General features: G+C 31.8%; 14 protein-coding genes. 1 reads left to right on the forward strand and 13 read right to left on the reverse strand.

What is annotated here, in order from left to right; all coding sequences use genetic code 11:
- Positions 1-10: 10 nt before the first annotated feature.
- The 9 genes from der to M2475_RS01385 all read right to left on the reverse strand — a co-directional run bounded on the left by der (position 11) and on the right by M2475_RS01385 (position 10,005).
- Positions 11-1,321, reverse strand: a complete 1,311-nt coding sequence (gene der / locus M2475_RS01345) for a ribosome biogenesis GTPase Der (protein WP_277489109.1) — start codon at positions 1,319-1,321, stop codon at positions 11-13.
- Positions 1,322-1,328: 7 nt separating this feature from the next.
- Complete coding sequence (cmk, locus tag M2475_RS01350) at positions 1,329-1,988, reverse strand: (d)CMP kinase (protein ID WP_277489110.1); 660 nt, start codon at positions 1,986-1,988, stop codon at positions 1,329-1,331.
- Complete coding sequence (locus M2475_RS01355; RefSeq protein ID WP_277489111.1) at positions 1,988-2,905, reverse strand: hypothetical protein; 918 nt, start codon at positions 2,903-2,905, stop codon at positions 1,988-1,990. Before M2475_RS01355 ends, cmk begins: the two co-directional genes overlap by 1 nt.
- Positions 2,906-2,998: 93 nt before the next feature.
- On the reverse strand, positions 2,999-3,556 hold the full coding sequence (efp, locus tag M2475_RS01360; protein ID WP_277489112.1) for an elongation factor P: 558 nt from the start codon (positions 3,554-3,556) through the stop codon (positions 2,999-3,001).
- Between the two features lie 62 nt (positions 3,557-3,618).
- Positions 3,619-5,025 (reverse strand): signal recognition particle protein, encoded by a 1,407-nt coding sequence (gene ffh, locus M2475_RS01365; protein WP_277489113.1) that lies wholly within the window; start codon positions 5,023-5,025, stop codon positions 3,619-3,621.
- A 78-nt stretch (positions 5,026-5,103) separates the two neighbouring features.
- Positions 5,104-5,730 (reverse strand): methyltransferase domain-containing protein, encoded by a 627-nt coding sequence (locus M2475_RS01370; RefSeq protein WP_277489114.1) that lies wholly within the window; start codon positions 5,728-5,730, stop codon positions 5,104-5,106.
- A 148-nt stretch (positions 5,731-5,878) separates the two neighbouring features.
- The gene (gene thiI, locus M2475_RS01375) at positions 5,879-7,084 is read right to left on the reverse strand and encodes a tRNA uracil 4-sulfurtransferase ThiI (RefSeq protein WP_277489116.1); all 1,206 of its coding nucleotides are present in this window, start codon (positions 7,082-7,084) and stop codon (positions 5,879-5,881) included.
- Positions 7,068-8,213 (reverse strand): cysteine desulfurase family protein, encoded by a 1,146-nt coding sequence (locus M2475_RS01380; RefSeq protein ID WP_277489117.1) that lies wholly within the window; start codon positions 8,211-8,213, stop codon positions 7,068-7,070. The genes thiI and M2475_RS01380 overlap by 17 nt, the downstream gene beginning before the upstream one ends.
- Positions 8,194-10,005, reverse strand: a complete 1,812-nt coding sequence (locus M2475_RS01385) for a septation ring formation regulator EzrA (RefSeq protein WP_277489119.1) — start codon at positions 10,003-10,005, stop codon at positions 8,194-8,196. The genes M2475_RS01380 and M2475_RS01385 overlap by 20 nt, the downstream gene beginning before the upstream one ends.
- A gap of 290 nt (positions 10,006-10,295) precedes the next feature.
- Here M2475_RS01385 and rpsD point away from each other — a divergent pair, with 290 nt between their 5' ends.
- Positions 10,296-10,907, forward strand: a complete 612-nt coding sequence (rpsD, locus tag M2475_RS01390) for a 30S ribosomal protein S4 (protein ID WP_277489120.1) — start codon at positions 10,296-10,298, stop codon at positions 10,905-10,907.
- A 47-nt stretch (positions 10,908-10,954) separates the two neighbouring features.
- On the opposite strand, the gene M2475_RS01395 is transcribed toward rpsD, so the two are convergent.
- The 4 genes from M2475_RS01395 to M2475_RS01410 form a co-directional block, all read right to left on the reverse strand.
- Positions 10,955-11,269, reverse strand: a complete 315-nt coding sequence (locus M2475_RS01395; protein WP_277489121.1) for a single-stranded DNA-binding protein — start codon at positions 11,267-11,269, stop codon at positions 10,955-10,957.
- Positions 11,270-11,383: 114 nt separating this feature from the next.
- Complete coding sequence (locus tag M2475_RS01400; RefSeq protein WP_277489122.1) at positions 11,384-12,661, reverse strand: pitrilysin family protein; 1,278 nt, start codon at positions 12,659-12,661, stop codon at positions 11,384-11,386.
- Positions 12,654-13,898: a pitrilysin family protein gene (locus M2475_RS01405; RefSeq protein WP_277489123.1), complete on the reverse strand. Its 1,245-nt coding sequence runs from the start codon at positions 13,896-13,898 to the stop codon at positions 12,654-12,656. The genes M2475_RS01400 and M2475_RS01405 overlap by 8 nt, the downstream gene beginning before the upstream one ends.
- 38 nt (positions 13,899-13,936) lie before the next feature.
- Positions 13,937-16,189 (reverse strand): DNA translocase FtsK, encoded by a 2,253-nt coding sequence (locus tag M2475_RS01410; protein ID WP_277489124.1) that lies wholly within the window; start codon positions 16,187-16,189, stop codon positions 13,937-13,939.
- Positions 16,190-16,193: the final 4 nt, after the last annotated feature.

The raw sequence follows: 16,193 nt of genomic DNA on the forward strand, positions 1-16,193 counted from the left end.
ACTTTCCCTCCTAACGCTCTCTAGCACGAGCGATAATACGTATTGTAGTTCCTGTAAAGTTAAATGTTTCACGTAAACGGTTTTCTAAAAAACGTCGATATGAAAAATGTAGCAAATCAGGATTATTCACAAATAGTACAAATGTTGGCGGACCAACATTTACTTGTGAAGCATAATATATTTTCAACCTCAACCCTTTATGAGTAGGAGGCGGAGTAATCAGTTGTGCATCTAAAATAACCTCATTGATTACATTAGTAGGAATACGTAATAACGAATTTTCATGAACTTCATCAATTAATGGCAATAAGGTTTGGATACGTTGGTTGTTGAGTGCGGACACAAAAGCAATTGGTGCATATGATAAGTATTGAAATTCTGTGTAAATTTCTTTTTCAATCTTATTCATAGTAGTTTCATCTTTATTTACTGTATCCCACTTATTGTAAACAAGGATAACACCTTTTCCAGCTTCATGAGCAAAACCTGCAACATGTTTATCTTGTTCACGAATGCCTGCTTCCCCATCAAGAACAACCAAAACTACATCACTTCTTTCGATAGCACTCATAGCACGCAAAATAGAATATTTTTCAATATTCTCATATATTTTTCCGCGTTTTCGAATTCCAGCAGTATCTATGACAACGTAATTTTTATTGTTTTGCTTAAAAGGTGTATCAACAGCATCTCTTGTGGTTCCTTCAATGTTTGATACAATTACACGATCTTGTTGCAAAATTGCATTTACAAGACTTGATTTACCAACATTTGGTCTACCAATAACACAAAAGCTAGTCATGTTTTCATATTCTTTATGTTTAACTGATTTAAAAGAATCCATAATAGCATCTAAAATATCACCAATTCCAATCCCATGTACACCACTTACAGCAATAGGATCTCCTATTCCTAAATTATAAAATTCGTAAACATTAGCTTGTAATTGAGTATCATCGATTTTATTAACAGCTAAGATGATTGGTTTTTGTGTTTTTCGCAAAAGACTGGCAATGTATTCGTCATCTTTTGTAACTCCATCAATTCCGCTAACTACAAAAATGATAGAGTCAGCTTCTTCTAAGGCAATCTCTACCTGCATTTGTATTTCTTCTTTAAATGGTTGATTTTCTAATTGAATACCCCCAGTATCGATGATTCTAAATTCTTTTGTAAGCCATTCAGCTTTTCCATAGATACGATCTCTAGTTACTCCAGGAGTATCTTCTACAATTGATTTTCTCTCACCAATAATTCGATTAAAAACGGTTGATTTACCAACGTTTGGGCGTCCAACAATAGCTGTTATTCCACTAATCATATAGTTTTCATTCCTTTTCTTTTTTCTTAATCACTTCTAAAATTTTATCTAGAACTTGTTGAATTGATAATGTTGAAGTATCAATTTCAACAGCATCATCAGCTTTTTTTAAAGGTGATATCTTCCGGTTTATATCTTGAAAATCACGTTTCTCTATATCTTTATAAATATCTTCATAATCCACATCAATGTTTTGATTTTCATATTCTTGATAACGTCTTTTTGCACGAGCTTCAACAGAAGCAACAAGAAATATTTTAATATCCGCATCCGGCAATACAACGGTACCAATATCACGACCATCAAGAACAAAACCTTTTGATTGTGCAATGTTTTGTTGAATATGCACGAGTTTTTCACGAACGAATGGAAGTTGAGCAATACTGCTTGTGCGCATACTAATTTCATTCGTTCGTATTTTATCATTTACATCAATTTCATTTAAAAGAATATGGCCCTCATTAGAAAAAGAAATCGTAATTTCATTCATCATATCTTCCAATCTTTTTGTGTCATTCAAATCAATTCCATAATATAAACTAGCATAGGCACAACAACGATACATTGCTCCTGTATCTAAATGTACATATTTTAATTTCTTTGCTAATAACTTTGCAATGGTACTTTTCCCCGCGGCACTAGGCCCATCAATAGCAATGTTAATCATTAAATGATTCCTCCACTAATTAGCCAATAAACAACGATTCCAATAACTGCAAGCAACATGAAAATCAACACACTGATAATAATATTTAATAAACGATTATTTTTTCCTACACCATCATTAAGAGAAGTTAATTCTTCTTCATATTCATCTAATTGTGTTCTCAGTTTTAAAGTTTCTTCAAATAGTTGCTCATTGGATAGCGAAGCAGATGTTGAATCATTAACATCCATTTCTTCAAAATTATCATTTTCAAGCGCTTGTTGTTCAGCAACAAGTGTATCATTTACTGATTGGATAGGAGTCGTGTCCTTTACTTCGTCTATTACATTTATATCAGATGTTTCATCTTTTTCTACTTCAATAGGCTTTTCTTGTAACAGGTTTTCTTGTGCCAATAGTTCTTGCACTTGTTTTGCAATTTCACGCGTTGTTGCCATAGCATCTTCATGATTGTTTTCATCATGATAAATTGGTTTATCTTCAACTATGATTTCTTCTACTTGCTTATGTTCTGGTTCGATAAGAACATCTTTTTCTATATCTGTTGGTAGTACATCCTTTTCAGCTTCAACTTTTTCCATATATGAAGCCCGCTTTTCTCTTTGTTTTGCAGAGAGTTGCTGTAATATATCTAAGCGAGTATCTTCATTTTCACGAACTCCTTTTTTCATATTATATTCACGGACTTCTTGGATGAAACTATCCAAGTATTCGTTTTTAAATTCACCTGTTTCTTCAACAAGATGACTACTCTTAGTTTCTCTTTTGTGTGACGGAGAATATGTTTCCTCCATTTGATTTGAAGATTTTCTTTCCAACCCTTCAAGTGCTTGTTGCACAATTTCTTGATCATCATTTTTTTGATCAATTGAATTTCTTAAATCCTCATATTTTTTAACTCTAGAATTTTCACCCATATCGAAACCTCCATCTTTAACATTATACCAAAATCTATATGAAAAACCTACTAAATAAGAAAAAAACACTCTAGAAATAAGAGTGTTTTCTAATTAAGCTCTTCCTGCGTATTTTCCATCCGATGTAGAAACTAAAATAACTTCATCTTGTCCAATAAATAATGGAACACGAACAGTATATCCAGTTTCTAAGACAGCATTTTTTTGTGCATTTGTTGCTGTGTCACCTTTTACTGCAGGCTCGCTTTCAACAATTTGTAATGCCACTTTGTCTGGTAATAATAAACCTAAGATTTCTCCTTCAAACATGGTTAAGGTAACATTGTCATTTTCTTTTAGAAAATTCATTTCCCATTCAATATTTGTTTTAGGAACTTCCACTTGTTCATAAGTTGATGTATCCATAAACATCAATGCTTCTCCTGCATCATATAAATATTGCATTTCTTTTTTATCAATATGAGCTGGTTGAATTTTATCTCCACTTCCAAAGCTCAATTCAACATTTGATCCAGTACGTAAGTTTCTTACTTTTGCTTTGATTGTAGTTGCACTACGTGCTGTTTTATTATGAGAATAATCTAAAACAACATAAATATTTCCTTCATGTTGAATTGTTACCCCTGGTTTTAGTTCGTTAGATTGTAACATAAGTATCTCCTTTTTTTCTCTTTAATTGTAATAAAAATGTATAAATTGTCAATATTTGATGCTTATCGACGTTTTTTAAGTTTTGATTTGAACTTCTTTTTTCCACCCATTTGCGGTTGCATCGCATTAGGATTAGCAAGTGCATTCATATCTGGCATAGAGCCATTTTGTTGCATTCTAGCCATTTGCACCATCATCTGTTTTGTTTTTTCAAATTGTGATAGCAATCGGTTTACATCACTTATTTGTGTTCCACTTCCCATAGCAATACGTTTTTTTCGACTTGAACGAATCACATCTGGATGTTCTCTTTCATAAGCTGTCATACTTTGTAACATCGCTTTAGATGATTTTAATTTATTATCTGTTTTCAACTCATCCATATTTCCTGCCATTTGACCCATTCCAGGAATCAATTTCATAATTTTTGATATTGAGCCCATTTTGTTAACTTGTTCTAATTGAACAAGCATATCATTTAAATCAAATTTTCCATCCATCATTCGTTGAGCACTTTTTTCAGCTGCATCTTTATCCATTTTGGCCTCAGCTTGCTCAATCAATGTCATAAGGTCACCCATACCTAGAATACGTTCAGCCATACGATCAGGATAGAAAATATCTAAATCATCAATTTTCTCTCCTAAACCAACAAATTTTACTGGAACATTAGTAATAGCACGAACAGATAGGATTCCCCCACCACGAGCATCACCATCAAGCTTTGTAAGAACCAATCCAGTAACATCAAGGCGCTCATGAAAAGATTGTGCAACATTTACAATATCTTGCCCTGTCATGGCATCAACCGTTAATAAGATATCATCAGGTTTTACTACTTTCTTAATATCTTCTAATTCTTGCATTAATTGCTCATCGATATGTAAACGACCTGCTGTATCAAACAATACAGTGTCATATGCATGATCTTTTGCGTACTGTAAAGCGTTTTTAGCAGTTGTAAGGGCATCGACTTCAATACCTTCGCTATAAACTTCTACATTAATTTCTTTTCCTAATGTTTGTAATTGTTCAATGGCAGCAGGACGAACAACATCACATGCAGCAAGTAAGATTTTTCGATTTTTCTTCTTTACTAAAACATTTGATATTTTAGCAGATGCTGTTGTTTTCCCAGTCCCTTGAAGCCCTACCATCATGATTGTTGTGATTCCCTCTTCTTTAAAATTTAAAGGACTCTCACTTTCACCTAATAAAGAAACAAGTTCATCGCGTACAACTTTTACAACCATCTGTGATGGGTCTAATGAATCCATCACTTCTGTTCCAAGAGCTTTTTCTTTGATATTAGCAATGAAATCTTTAACGACTTTATAATTAACATCAGCTTCCAAAAGTGACATTCGCACTTCTTTCAGCATATCATCCATATTTTTTTCTGATAATTTTCCTTTACCAGTAATATTTTTAAACGCTTTATTTAAACGGTTTGTTAATGAATCAAACATATATATCCACCTCTCTCAAAGTAAAACTGCATTAGCATTATATCAAAAATATAAGAAAAATAATATCGTTTTTATGATTTATCCTTGATAAGTATATAAAATAAAATGTATTGTGACATCAAAATTATTCACCATGATAAGATTTTCTTTTGCACTTTTCGCTGTTTTAAAACTATATGGTGTCATTTCATACAAATTTAACAGCTCTTTATTTGTTAAAGAAAGTGTGTATTTTATCTCTTTTGTATCTAAGACTGTAAATTCATTTAATTGTTTTTCTTCGTTTTTATATGCCTTTTCATATAATAAATCTTTTAACTCCCATAAGTGATCACTACCTGGATCAACTTTGATAAGAATTCCCTCTTTTTTTAAAATTCGTTTGAATTCGTTTGTCGCACTAGGTGCAAAGATATTCAAAATCACATCAACAGAATGATCATGAATTGGTAATTGAAAAATACTAGCTAAAAAATAATGAACTATATTGGTGCGTTTTGCTGCATAACGTAAAGCATTTTTACTCATATCAAAAGCATATAATTCACTGTTCAAATGTTCAGCAATGGTATTGGTATAATACCCTTCTCCACACCCAGCATCCACTATTATCTGAGGTTGTTTTTCTTTTAGCAACTCAATAAGTGCATCTTGTAAAGGTTTATAATGATTGCATTCTAAAAAGGCACGACGTGCCTCTACCATACTTTTGCAATCACCACTGTGTTTGGAACTTTTTAATAGCAAATTCGTATATCCCTCTTTTGAGACATCAAAAGAATGCTTGTTTTCACAAATATATTGATGATCCCTTTTATTTAGTTTATGGTTGCATACAGGACAAATTAAGATATTAGAATAGGTCTTCATAGTCCTGTTCTTTCTGATGATAAATATTTATTGATTCCATTTTTTGAATAGATAATTCAATTTCCTTTTTAAAATCAAATTTTTCTTCCATCCTTAAGACTTTATCAAGTTTTGGCTTAGTAGTAGGTTTTTTTGGTGTGAAAATAGTACAACAGTCTTCAAAAGGTTGAATAGAGATATCATAAGTGTCAATTTTTTGTGCAATATCAATGATTTCCAATTTATCCATACAAACAAGTGGACGTAAAACAGGAATATCTACAACCTTTCCGATTACATCCATACTCTCTAAAGTTTGCGAAGCAACTTGACCAAGGCTTTCGCCATTTACAATTGCTAAACAATTTTGTTTTTTGGCGATATCTTGTGCAATTCGATACATCATTCTACGCATGATGGTAATCGCATAACTCTCATAAGCATTTTTATAAATGGCTAGTTGTAAATCAGTAAAAGGAATAATATGAAGGCGAATATGGCCTTGGAATCGAGCGATTTTCGAAGCCAATTCTTTCACTTTATCTAAGGCTTGCTGTGAAGTATAAGGCGGAGAAGCATAATGAATACATTCTATTGCAACGCCACGTTTCATCGCTTCATAGCAGGCTACTGGTGAATCAATTCCACCAGATAACATAACTAAAGTTTTTCCACTACTACCTACAGGATATCCACCTGCACCTTTGATACGATTGGTCATAATATATGTATAAAATTCCCTTACTTCTACTTGAATTCTCAAATCAGGTTTTTTCACATCAACTTTTAAATCTGTAGATTTTAAAATATCTGTAGCACATGCACGATTAATCTCATCACTTGAATACAAAAAAGCCTTGTGATGACGACGTGTATCCATTTTAAAGGTTTTACCTTCAAAATCTTTTGCTGCTTGCAAAGCAACAGCTTTGATTTCTTCCAAATCAGATTTTACTTTTATAGCTAAAGAAAATGAAGAAATACCAAATACATAAGACAGTTCCTCACAAACTTTTTCATGGTCTTCCCCATTTAATAAAATATATAATCGATCATGAGAACGTTCAAAAGATAGAGCAGAAAAAGGCTTTAAAATTCTTTTTAAATTACTCAAAAGTTGTTTGATAAAATCTTTTTTATTTTTTCCTTTGGTAGATAATTCACCAAAGCGAATTAAAATATATTCATATTCTCTATGTTCTGTATTCATCAATAATCTCCTTTATGCTTTTTAATAAAAATTGTATTTCGGCTTTTGTATTAAGATGAGATAAACTAACACGAATTCCTCCAAGTGCACGTTGCTCATCATATCCCATTGCTAAGATTGTATGTGATGGCGTCCTTGTTCTCGATGAACAAGCACTTTGGGATGAAACAAAAATATTACGTTGGTTTAATGCATTCATCATAATTTCACTATTTATGGAAAGACATGAAAAATTCAAAATATATGGGGTTCCACCAATAGAAGAGTTTAATACAATATCATCAATTTCTTGTAGTCCTTCCCATAATAACTTCCATAATTCATTTACTTTAGTTGTGTGTTCAACTTGCCCATCCAAAGCCATACGAATTGTTTTAGCAGCAACAATAATAGCAGGAGCATTTAGTGTACCACCACGCAGCCCTTGTTCTTGTTGTCCACCATTAATTAACGGCAACAATTGAATGTTTTCTTTTTTTATTAATACTCCACAACCCTTCACCCCATAAATTTTATGTGTTGTGAAAGTAAATAAATCAATGTTCTTAAGTGAGAAAGCATGTTTACCAAGAATTTGAACTCCATCAGACATAAAAACAATTCTAGTGTTCTTTTTTAAGTGTTCGCCAATTGCTTCGATTTCTTGAATACTACCTACTTCGTTATTTACAGACATTAAAGAAACCATAATTGTATCTTTTTGAATCGCTTGTTTAATCATATCCAAAGTAACATTACCTTTTTTGTTTACAGGTAAGTACGTAACTTGAAAACCAAATTCTTCTTCCAATTGTTTTAATGCATTTAAAACAGAAGAATGTTCCATTTTACTTGTGATAATATGGTTACCACGATGTTTGTTTTTTAAGGCAAAACCTTTAATCGCAAAACTATTGGCTTCACTTGCTCCAGAAGTAAAAAAAACTTCACTTGGCAAGACACCTAATAATTTTGCGATTTTTTCTCTACTTGTTTCAACTAGTTTGTGGGTTTCTAAACCAATGCTATACATAGATTCAGGATTGACATAATATGTTTTCAACAATTTACAATAGGTCTCATAGATGGATTCATCAATTGGTGTACAGGAAGCATAGTCAAAATAATAGCTATGATTGGGTTGCTTCATTGAAGTCTGCTCCTTTTTTTACTAAATTTTCATAAGCACCAGGATGTAATTTCTCAATAATTGACATGGCAATTTTTAATGATTTTGTATATTGTCCATTATTAAAGCATAATTCTGCACGTGTAAGTTCAGAATCCACTTCCATGTATTCACTGCGGTATTTATTACCAAAGATAATAGCATTTTCTACCATAATAGCCATTCCAACAAGATTATTCACACTGTTGTAAAGTGTATAAATATAGTCAATACCTTCTTGAAGTTTAGCATTTAATAATTCTACATCAAGAGGTGTGTTATTGAGTACTTCTTTTATTTCAATAACATAGCAATTGGCCTTAATAATATCATCATCATATTTTTCACTGATAGAAGGAAGATGGTTTTTGGCAATTTTAGTTCTTGTTTCATTAACTATCAACTGCAATTTAATTAGTTGTTGTTTTGCTCTTTCTTCATCGCTACAAGCATTATCTAAGCGTTCTGACATATCTTTCGCTTCATCTTCTAAACGTACTGTATCACTCGCTAACTCTTCGTAAGAAAGCAATAATGTAGAATAAGGAACACTGTTTTCACTAACTACCTTTTCCAAACGAAAACGTTGTTCATTTAAAGAATCTAGACTTTCATCTAAACCTGCTAATTTTGCTGTCCAATTTTCAAAACCAAAACGTTTATGCACTTTATCATAAACCTCTTTGATTTTTTGGATTTTTTGATTTAATAACTTTATACGTTCAAATAAAATATTTACTTTTTCATGAATCGTAGCAAAGGCATGTAATTCTTTCTCAATATCATCCTTCATCTGTACGATACGAATTTCACAATCATCAATATCTTTATCAATACTTGATAGTGTTCCTACACTCAACTTAGATAAAATATCACTTAGAAGTTCATTTACTACATCCAAATGTTTCTCGATTTCTAAGTGTTCTAAATAAACTCCTTTTGCTTTTGATGAACTATACAAATATTGAAGTTCATCTACTGCACCAACAAGCGTTACCTTTACTTCTTCATAATATGGTGGTAATTTATCTAATGCAACTTCAAAAGAATCTAGCTCACTTTGAATATCATTTTGCTTATCTGCAGCCTTATCAAATTCACTTGCGAACATCCACTCTTCAAAAACAGAGAACATGTCTTCTATATTTTTTAACAAGCCATCAAGATATTCCACACTTTGATGATAACTAGAGCGATTTTCATTCAATTGATTTTTTGCTTTTCTAAAACGATCTTTTAATGTGTTGATATTTTCACGTTGTGTGTTTTCCTGTTTCAAGACCTCTTCTAACTTAGTATCTAACTCTGTAATTGCTTCTGTAGATTTTGCTACTACATCCATAATGGAATCAATTGCTTGGTTAGCCTTTTTGATTTTCTTACTATATACATAATCATCAATTTCAGCCAAAATAACACTATACTCTTTTAACAATTCCTGAGAATTTTCATATTCTTTTTGATATTCTTTTATGTTGTCTTCAAGCGCTTTATTAACTTTTGATAAAGCAACAGCTTTATTGAGCTTAAAAGATAAAGGAATACCCTTCAACTCTGTATATTTCAATTCAATTGCTGCTAATTCTTTTTTCGCTTTTCCAATCCTTGTAGATCTTATTACAAGTGTAATTACAATAAGTACCACAATAATCAAACAACCAATTAAGATAATGTTCATAGTAACTTCCCTTTTCAATAAATTAATAAAATTTTCAATATCAAAAGCGCTATATATTTGCGCTTTATTGCTAAATAAATGTAAAAAATTATCCATATCAACACCTCTTACAATATTGTATCATATTTTCCTCTGTTTTAAAGTATTATTTGCATGATGAAAAGACAAAAAACATTGACAAACAAAAGTGCTTTTGCTATATTTAATAGGCATCATAAATAGCAGCATGCAAAGTCATATTAGTGTGCGTTAATAACGTTTTAGACGGGATAAGAGTAATTCGGCTGCCTTACATGAACGAAATTATCGTAAGTATTAACACCCTATCATGATGATTTGTACTGTTATTGTTTTGCATCTTGTAAAGCAATAAGGAGGAAATTAGTATGGCAAGAGTAACAAAACCAGTATTCAAGACGTCACGTCGTTTGAGTTTCTCTATCTTAGAAAGTGGAAAAGAATTTTCTAAAGGAAAACAACGTCAGTACGCTCCTGGACAACATGGTCCAACAAAAAGAATTAAATTAACAAACTATGGATTACAGTTAAGAGAAAAACAAAGACTTCGCTATATGTACCAAATGACAGAACGTCAATTCTATAATACATATAAGAAAGCAAGTAAGATGAAAGGAGTTACAGGTAATAACTTCCTATTCTTATTAGAATCAAGACTAGACAACCTTGTATATCGTATGGGGTTTGCATCAACTAGAAGAGGTGCACGTCAACTTGTTAACCACGGACATTTATTAGTAGATGGAAAGAAAGTAGACATTCCTTCATACTCAGTAAAACCTGGACAAACAATCGAAGTAAAAGAAAAATCAAAAAACTTAGCAGTTATCAACGAATCTTTAGATGCAGTATTTAAGGCTCCTGCATTTGTAGATGTAGATAAAGCAAAAAAAGCTGGTAAATATATTCGTCTTCCAGAGCGTAATGAATTAAACTCTGAAATTAATGAATTATTGATTGTAGAATTCTACAACCGCTAATCAGTGAAAAAAGCATTCATTTGAAAAATGAATGCTTTTCTTTTATCTTATTCTAAAATGGAAACTTTCTCAGCTATGAATTCATAGTTTGGATAAGTGACATTATCTTCACTAGTATAAGGATTTGTTTGGATCCTACCTTTTATAGCAATGTTAGAGCCAACTTTACATAAATCATTACAGCTCTCTGCAATTCCTCTCCATAATGTACAAGTAATATCATCATACTCGTATTCATTATTAGAATTTTTAAAATTTCTGCGTACAATCAACGTCAAATGCGCATATTTAACACTATTTGATGTTTCTTGTACGACTGGTAATTCTTTTAACTTCCCTACTATAACAAATTGATTTAACATAAGTACCTCTTTTCTTACTTTCTAGTATATATATTCATAAAAAATAGAATTATTCCTAAAAAATAACAAATAAAAAAGAGGGCCATTTTATATGACTCCTCGTTTAGGTACTGATTACACTGCTTTTTTTGGCTCAATTAATATTTTGCTATGATTTTTTTGATCGATAAGTTGATATGCCTTATATAAATCTTCCTTTGTTATTGTTTCAATCATTTCTAAATTTTTGAAGAAATCAATATTACTAAAATACATACGCATAAAACTAATACTAATAGCTTCAAAACTATTAAGCGAATTGATATTTGTTCCAAAATAACGTTTTTTCAAATTTGATAATTCGTTTTCATCAAAAGCATCCAAGTGTAACATTGTGGTTTGAATCATTTCGAAAAATGAATCGGTCTTTTTTGTTTCATTAGAAAATAACAAAATACCATAATCAGGTCCTATTTCAACCTCATAACTAAAGGCATCATTGATGATTTCATCATCTAGCCATACTTGGTATTGTTTTGAAAGTGGTGAGAAAGCTAAATCTAATAATAAAGTTAAACACCATTCAATTTTACTGGCCTCAAATCCATTTTTGATACCATCAAATTTATAAACATCAGCAACTTTAGTAGTTGAAATATCCATAGCAATAGATTGAATTGTTTTCCCCACTGCTTTAGGTTCATCATAATATACACGTTTTGCATCATGTAAACGCGGAAAATCTTTTTGTGCTTGATTTTTTTTGATTTCATCTAAAATGATAGTTGGATCCATTGCACTAACACCTACTAAAATCATTTTGGAAGGATGATAGTTTAGTTTATAACACTCTTGAAGTATATCGTATGTAATTGCTGTTACACTTTCAGCAGTTCCACCAATATCATTACGTAATGGATGCTTTTGAAAGATAGATTCAAAGGATTCACTGAACAAACGTGAATCACTCATCTGTTTATACATCTCTAACTCTTGAATAATAATCCCCTTTTCCTTTTCTACTGATGCTTCTGTAATAGTTAATTCTTGAACAAAATCAAGCAACAAATGAAGTGGTTTTATTGGATTATTGGTAGTTGAAAAATAATAAGCTGTTTCATTATAAGAAGTAAAAGCATTTACATTTGCTCCTAAACTAGAAAATTCTTCCATTACATCTTTCCCTTCTTTTTCAAACATCTTATGTTCTAAAAAGTGGGCAACCCCATGTGGATATGTATGAATAACATTGTTTTCATCAAGTTGTTCAGAATCACGTCCTCCAAAAGGTGTAGCAAATACAAAATTAGACTTCTTGAATCCAGGTTTTTGCCAAATAACAACATGCAAACCATTTTCTAAAGTTTCTTCAATATAAGACTCTTCGAATCGTTTATTTTCAATTTTATTCATGTGCACCCTCCTTTGTTAGAACGAAAGTTGATAAGTATTTGCAGTTTGAAAATACTTCCTTAATATCCTCACGCTGAACAACTTTGATTTTTTCAATGATATCTGAAACCTTTTGTGTATTATTCAACAAGATATTACGATAAGCAAAATTTAAAATTCCAAATTGATCATCTTGTTGATTTGTCATCATATTTATTAACATTTCTTTTATTGTGGAAATACTTTCATCTGGAAAATCTCCAGTACAAACACGATGAAATTGCTCTTTGATTAAATCAATTGTTTTATTAACGTTTTTTGGGTCAACTCCTACATTAACAAGCATTCCCCCATCATAGGCTAATAAACTAGATGAAATAGAGTAACAAAGGCTATGTTTTTCTCTCACCTCACGAAATAGTAATGAAGAAGGTGTTTGGCCAAAAATTGCATTGGCAACCTGCAGACTCCAAAAAGATTCATCACTGTTTTTAATATTTGTTTGATATGCCATCGTGATGTAGGCTTGTGAAATATCACGATTTTCTTCATAGTAATCTTGAATATCAGTTGCATGTAAAGAATAAGAACTATTTGCTATATTTGAAATATTTTTTTGATTAAAAATAGTTTGTAATTTTGATTTACTTTCTTCTTCATCTACATCACCTACTACTAGAATATCAATATCATCATTTTCAATCATATTATGATAAACTGCATACAAGTCTTTTAGCGTTAGTTTTTTGATATTATCAATTTGATGAATCGCTTGAATTCCTAATGCCTGCCCTTTTCCAATCAATGCCGATGTGGCAACGGGTGAATATTGTGCAGGTTCATCAATAATACGTGCAATCTTTGATAACGTAATTCGTTTCGCCTCTTCCACAAACATAGCATTAAACATGCCATCTTTATCCAATAGCGGACGGTAAATGAAATCAGACAATAATTTTATGACTTCATCAAATAAATTAATATCATTTTGAATAAAACTAGAGTTGATAAATTTGGAACGCAATTCAACAACTTGTGTGTTTCCATAAGTGACATAATTACTTGATAAAGAAGCCCCATACAATTCGTTTAAGCGATTGACTACAGCTTGTTTGTCTGGATATTTTGCACATACATTGCTTAACAAATCACTTAAAATCATTTTACCTGCAATAGTGTTTTCACTTAGGTTTGAGCGAAAGCGAACACTAACAATAACATTTTTAAATTTAGTTTCTTTAATAATTTTTATATTCATAGACACTCCTTATTTTAAGAAAACGATCATGTAGATCATTATTCTTCCATCATCGTTTCATTTTTAACATATACTTCGCGAGGCTTTGATCCATTTGCAGGACCAATAATACCATTGGCTTCCAATGTGTCTACAAGTCTTGCAGCACGTGAATAACCAATTGAAAATTTTCGTTGAATAAAAGATGTGCTCGCTTTTCTAGATTCAATTACAAACAATTTAACATCTTCATACAAAGGGTCATTAGAGTCACTGTGTCCACTTTGCTGGTCAACTGCCTCTAAACGTACAAAGGTATCTTCATAGTGTGGTTTTCCTTGTTTAGCGCAGTAGTCAGCAATTAATTTCACTTCATCATCGGAAACAAAGCATCCCTGCACTCGAATAGGATTATTCTCGCCTTGTGGAATATATAACATATCTCCTAAACCAAGAAGTTTCTCTGCCCCTTGTTGATCAAGAATGGTCCGTGAATCAATCGCACTTGAAACTGCAAATGCAATTCGACTAGGAATATTGGCTTTGATAACCCCAGTAATTACGTCAACACTAGGTCTTTGTGTAGCAACAACCAAATGAATTCCTGCAGCTCTAGCTAATTGGGTAATTCTTTGAATACTTGCTTCTACATCTTTGGCAGCTACTAACATTAAATCGGCTAACTCATCAATAATAACAACAATCCATGGCATTTTCTCAAGTGGCTCATCATGACTATCTAAATATTGATTGTAGCCTGAAATATTACGAACTCCAGCTTTTGAAAACAACTCATAGCGATCTTCCATCATCTTTACTACAACTTTTAAAGCCCGACTTGCTTCTTCACCATCGGTGATTACAGGTCCTATTAAATGGGGTATATTCATATATTGTGTAAATTCAACTTTCTTAGGGTCGATTAACAACAGTTTTACCTCATCTGGTGTGGCTCTCATCAAAATAGATGTAATGATACTATTTACACATACGCTTTTTCCACTACCAGTTGCTCCTGCAATAAGTAGATGAGGCATTTTGTTCAATTCACCGTATACACAGTTTCCCATCAAGTCTTTACCTAATGCGAATAACAATTTTTTATGTTCACTGCCTGGAGGTATTTGACGCATCAAATCACGAATATTAACGAGTGTTTTTTCTTGGTTAGGAATTTCAATACCAACCGTACTCTTTCCTGGAATCGGTGCTTCAATACGAATATCTTTAGCAGCGAGTCCCATTTTTATATCTTGTTGTAAATTGCTAATACGATTTACACGAACCCCCATTTCAGGTTTTAATTCAAACTTTGTAACACTTGGACCAATATGGGTAGCTACTAACGTAGCTTCAACACCAAATTGGTTTAATATGTGAATCAATCGTTTTCCAGATTCATTCGCTGCACTTGCATTTGCACCACTTTTTCCACTGCGTTTTGGAGCATTCAATAATGTAAGTTTTGGTAATGAATAATTTGAAAAATTTTCTGTATATGGAGCATCTGTAATAATAGGTTGTACTTTCGCAACCTTTTTTTCTGTTTTTGGTTTCTCAATAATGTCATCCACATCAAGAAAATTAGATGGTTCACTAGTTGTAGGATTGTTTAATAAATCTGCATAATCTTCAACAGGAACTTCTGGTTCTTCATATTGGAAAAATTCTGGTTCCGTATCATCTTCAATGTTTTTGGTATCACGTTTTCTAAACAAGTGAATGATTCCTTTTGGAATATTAAGCAAAAGGTGTCCTAGTTTATTTCTACCCTCTTTATCTAAAACAATCAATAATGATAATAATGATAACATCACTAATATAATATAGGTACCACTACGATCAAATAACATCGATGATAAACTATATAGGAAGGCTCCAATAATTCCACCTCCTGCGTGAAAGGTACCATTGAATATAAACTCTGTATTCCTTGTGTAATAATTTAACACTTTCATTCCAGTAGCACGAGTTTCCATTGTTGTTGCTAGGAATGTTAAACAAATAACAAATAATAAAACACCAACAAAGATGTAACGTTTCCCTAAAGAAGAAAAACTCTTTTTAACCATATAATAAAGAGAAGCAAGAATAATCATAATGTATACAAAGGGACATAAATCACCTACTACATATCGCATACAATGATTTAAAAATTCTCCTACTAAACCAACATTCAAACCACCAATTAAAGCAATTGTAATAATAATTAAATTATAAATATAAAGAAGAACTTCATTTTCTATTAAAGGTTTGCTTTGTGACTTGCGTTTTACATTCTTTTTACGTTTTGTTACCTTTTTCTTTGCCATAATT

It is taken from the genome of Breznakia sp. PF5-3, from assembly GCF_029504745.1.
In the GTDB taxonomy this organism is placed as follows: Bacteria; Bacillota_I; Bacilli_A; order Erysipelotrichales; family Erysipelotrichaceae; genus Breznakia.

Excerpts from the sequence above, each read along its gene's own strand:
- der (WP_277489109.1), bottom strand. The coding sequence starts at position 1,321 with ATGATTAGTGGAATAACAGCTATTGTTGGACGCCCAAACGTTGGTAAA.
- cmk (WP_277489110.1), bottom strand. The coding sequence starts at position 1,988 with ATGATTAACATTGCTATTGATGGGCCTAGTGCCGCGGGGAAAAGTACC.
- M2475_RS01355 (WP_277489111.1), bottom strand. The coding sequence starts at position 2,905 with ATGGGTGAAAATTCTAGAGTTAAAAAATATGAGGATTTAAGAAATTCA.
- efp (WP_277489112.1), bottom strand. The coding sequence starts at position 3,556 with ATGTTACAATCTAACGAACTAAAACCAGGGGTAACAATTCAACATGAA.
- ffh (WP_277489113.1), bottom strand. The coding sequence starts at position 5,025 with ATGTTTGATTCATTAACAAACCGTTTAAATAAAGCGTTTAAAAATATT.
- M2475_RS01370 (WP_277489114.1), bottom strand. The coding sequence starts at position 5,730 with ATGGTAGAGGCACGTCGTGCCTTTTTAGAATGCAATCATTATAAACCT.
- thiI (WP_277489116.1), bottom strand. The coding sequence starts at position 7,084 with ATGAATACAGAACATAGAGAATATGAATATATTTTAATTCGCTTTGGT.
- M2475_RS01380 (WP_277489117.1), bottom strand. The coding sequence starts at position 8,213 with ATGAAGCAACCCAATCATAGCTATTATTTTGACTATGCTTCCTGTACA.
- M2475_RS01385 (WP_277489119.1), bottom strand. The coding sequence starts at position 10,005 with ATGGATAATTTTTTACATTTATTTAGCAATAAAGCGCAAATATATAGC.
- rpsD (WP_277489120.1), top strand. The coding sequence starts at position 10,296 with ATGGCAAGAGTAACAAAACCAGTATTCAAGACGTCACGTCGTTTGAGT.
- M2475_RS01395 (WP_277489121.1), bottom strand. The coding sequence starts at position 11,269 with ATGTTAAATCAATTTGTTATAGTAGGGAAGTTAAAAGAATTACCAGTC.
- M2475_RS01400 (WP_277489122.1), bottom strand. The coding sequence starts at position 12,661 with ATGAATAAAATTGAAAATAAACGATTCGAAGAGTCTTATATTGAAGAA.
- M2475_RS01405 (WP_277489123.1), bottom strand. The coding sequence starts at position 13,898 with ATGAATATAAAAATTATTAAAGAAACTAAATTTAAAAATGTTATTGTT.
- M2475_RS01410 (WP_277489124.1), bottom strand. The coding sequence starts at position 16,189 with ATGGCAAAGAAAAAGGTAACAAAACGTAAAAAGAATGTAAAACGCAAG.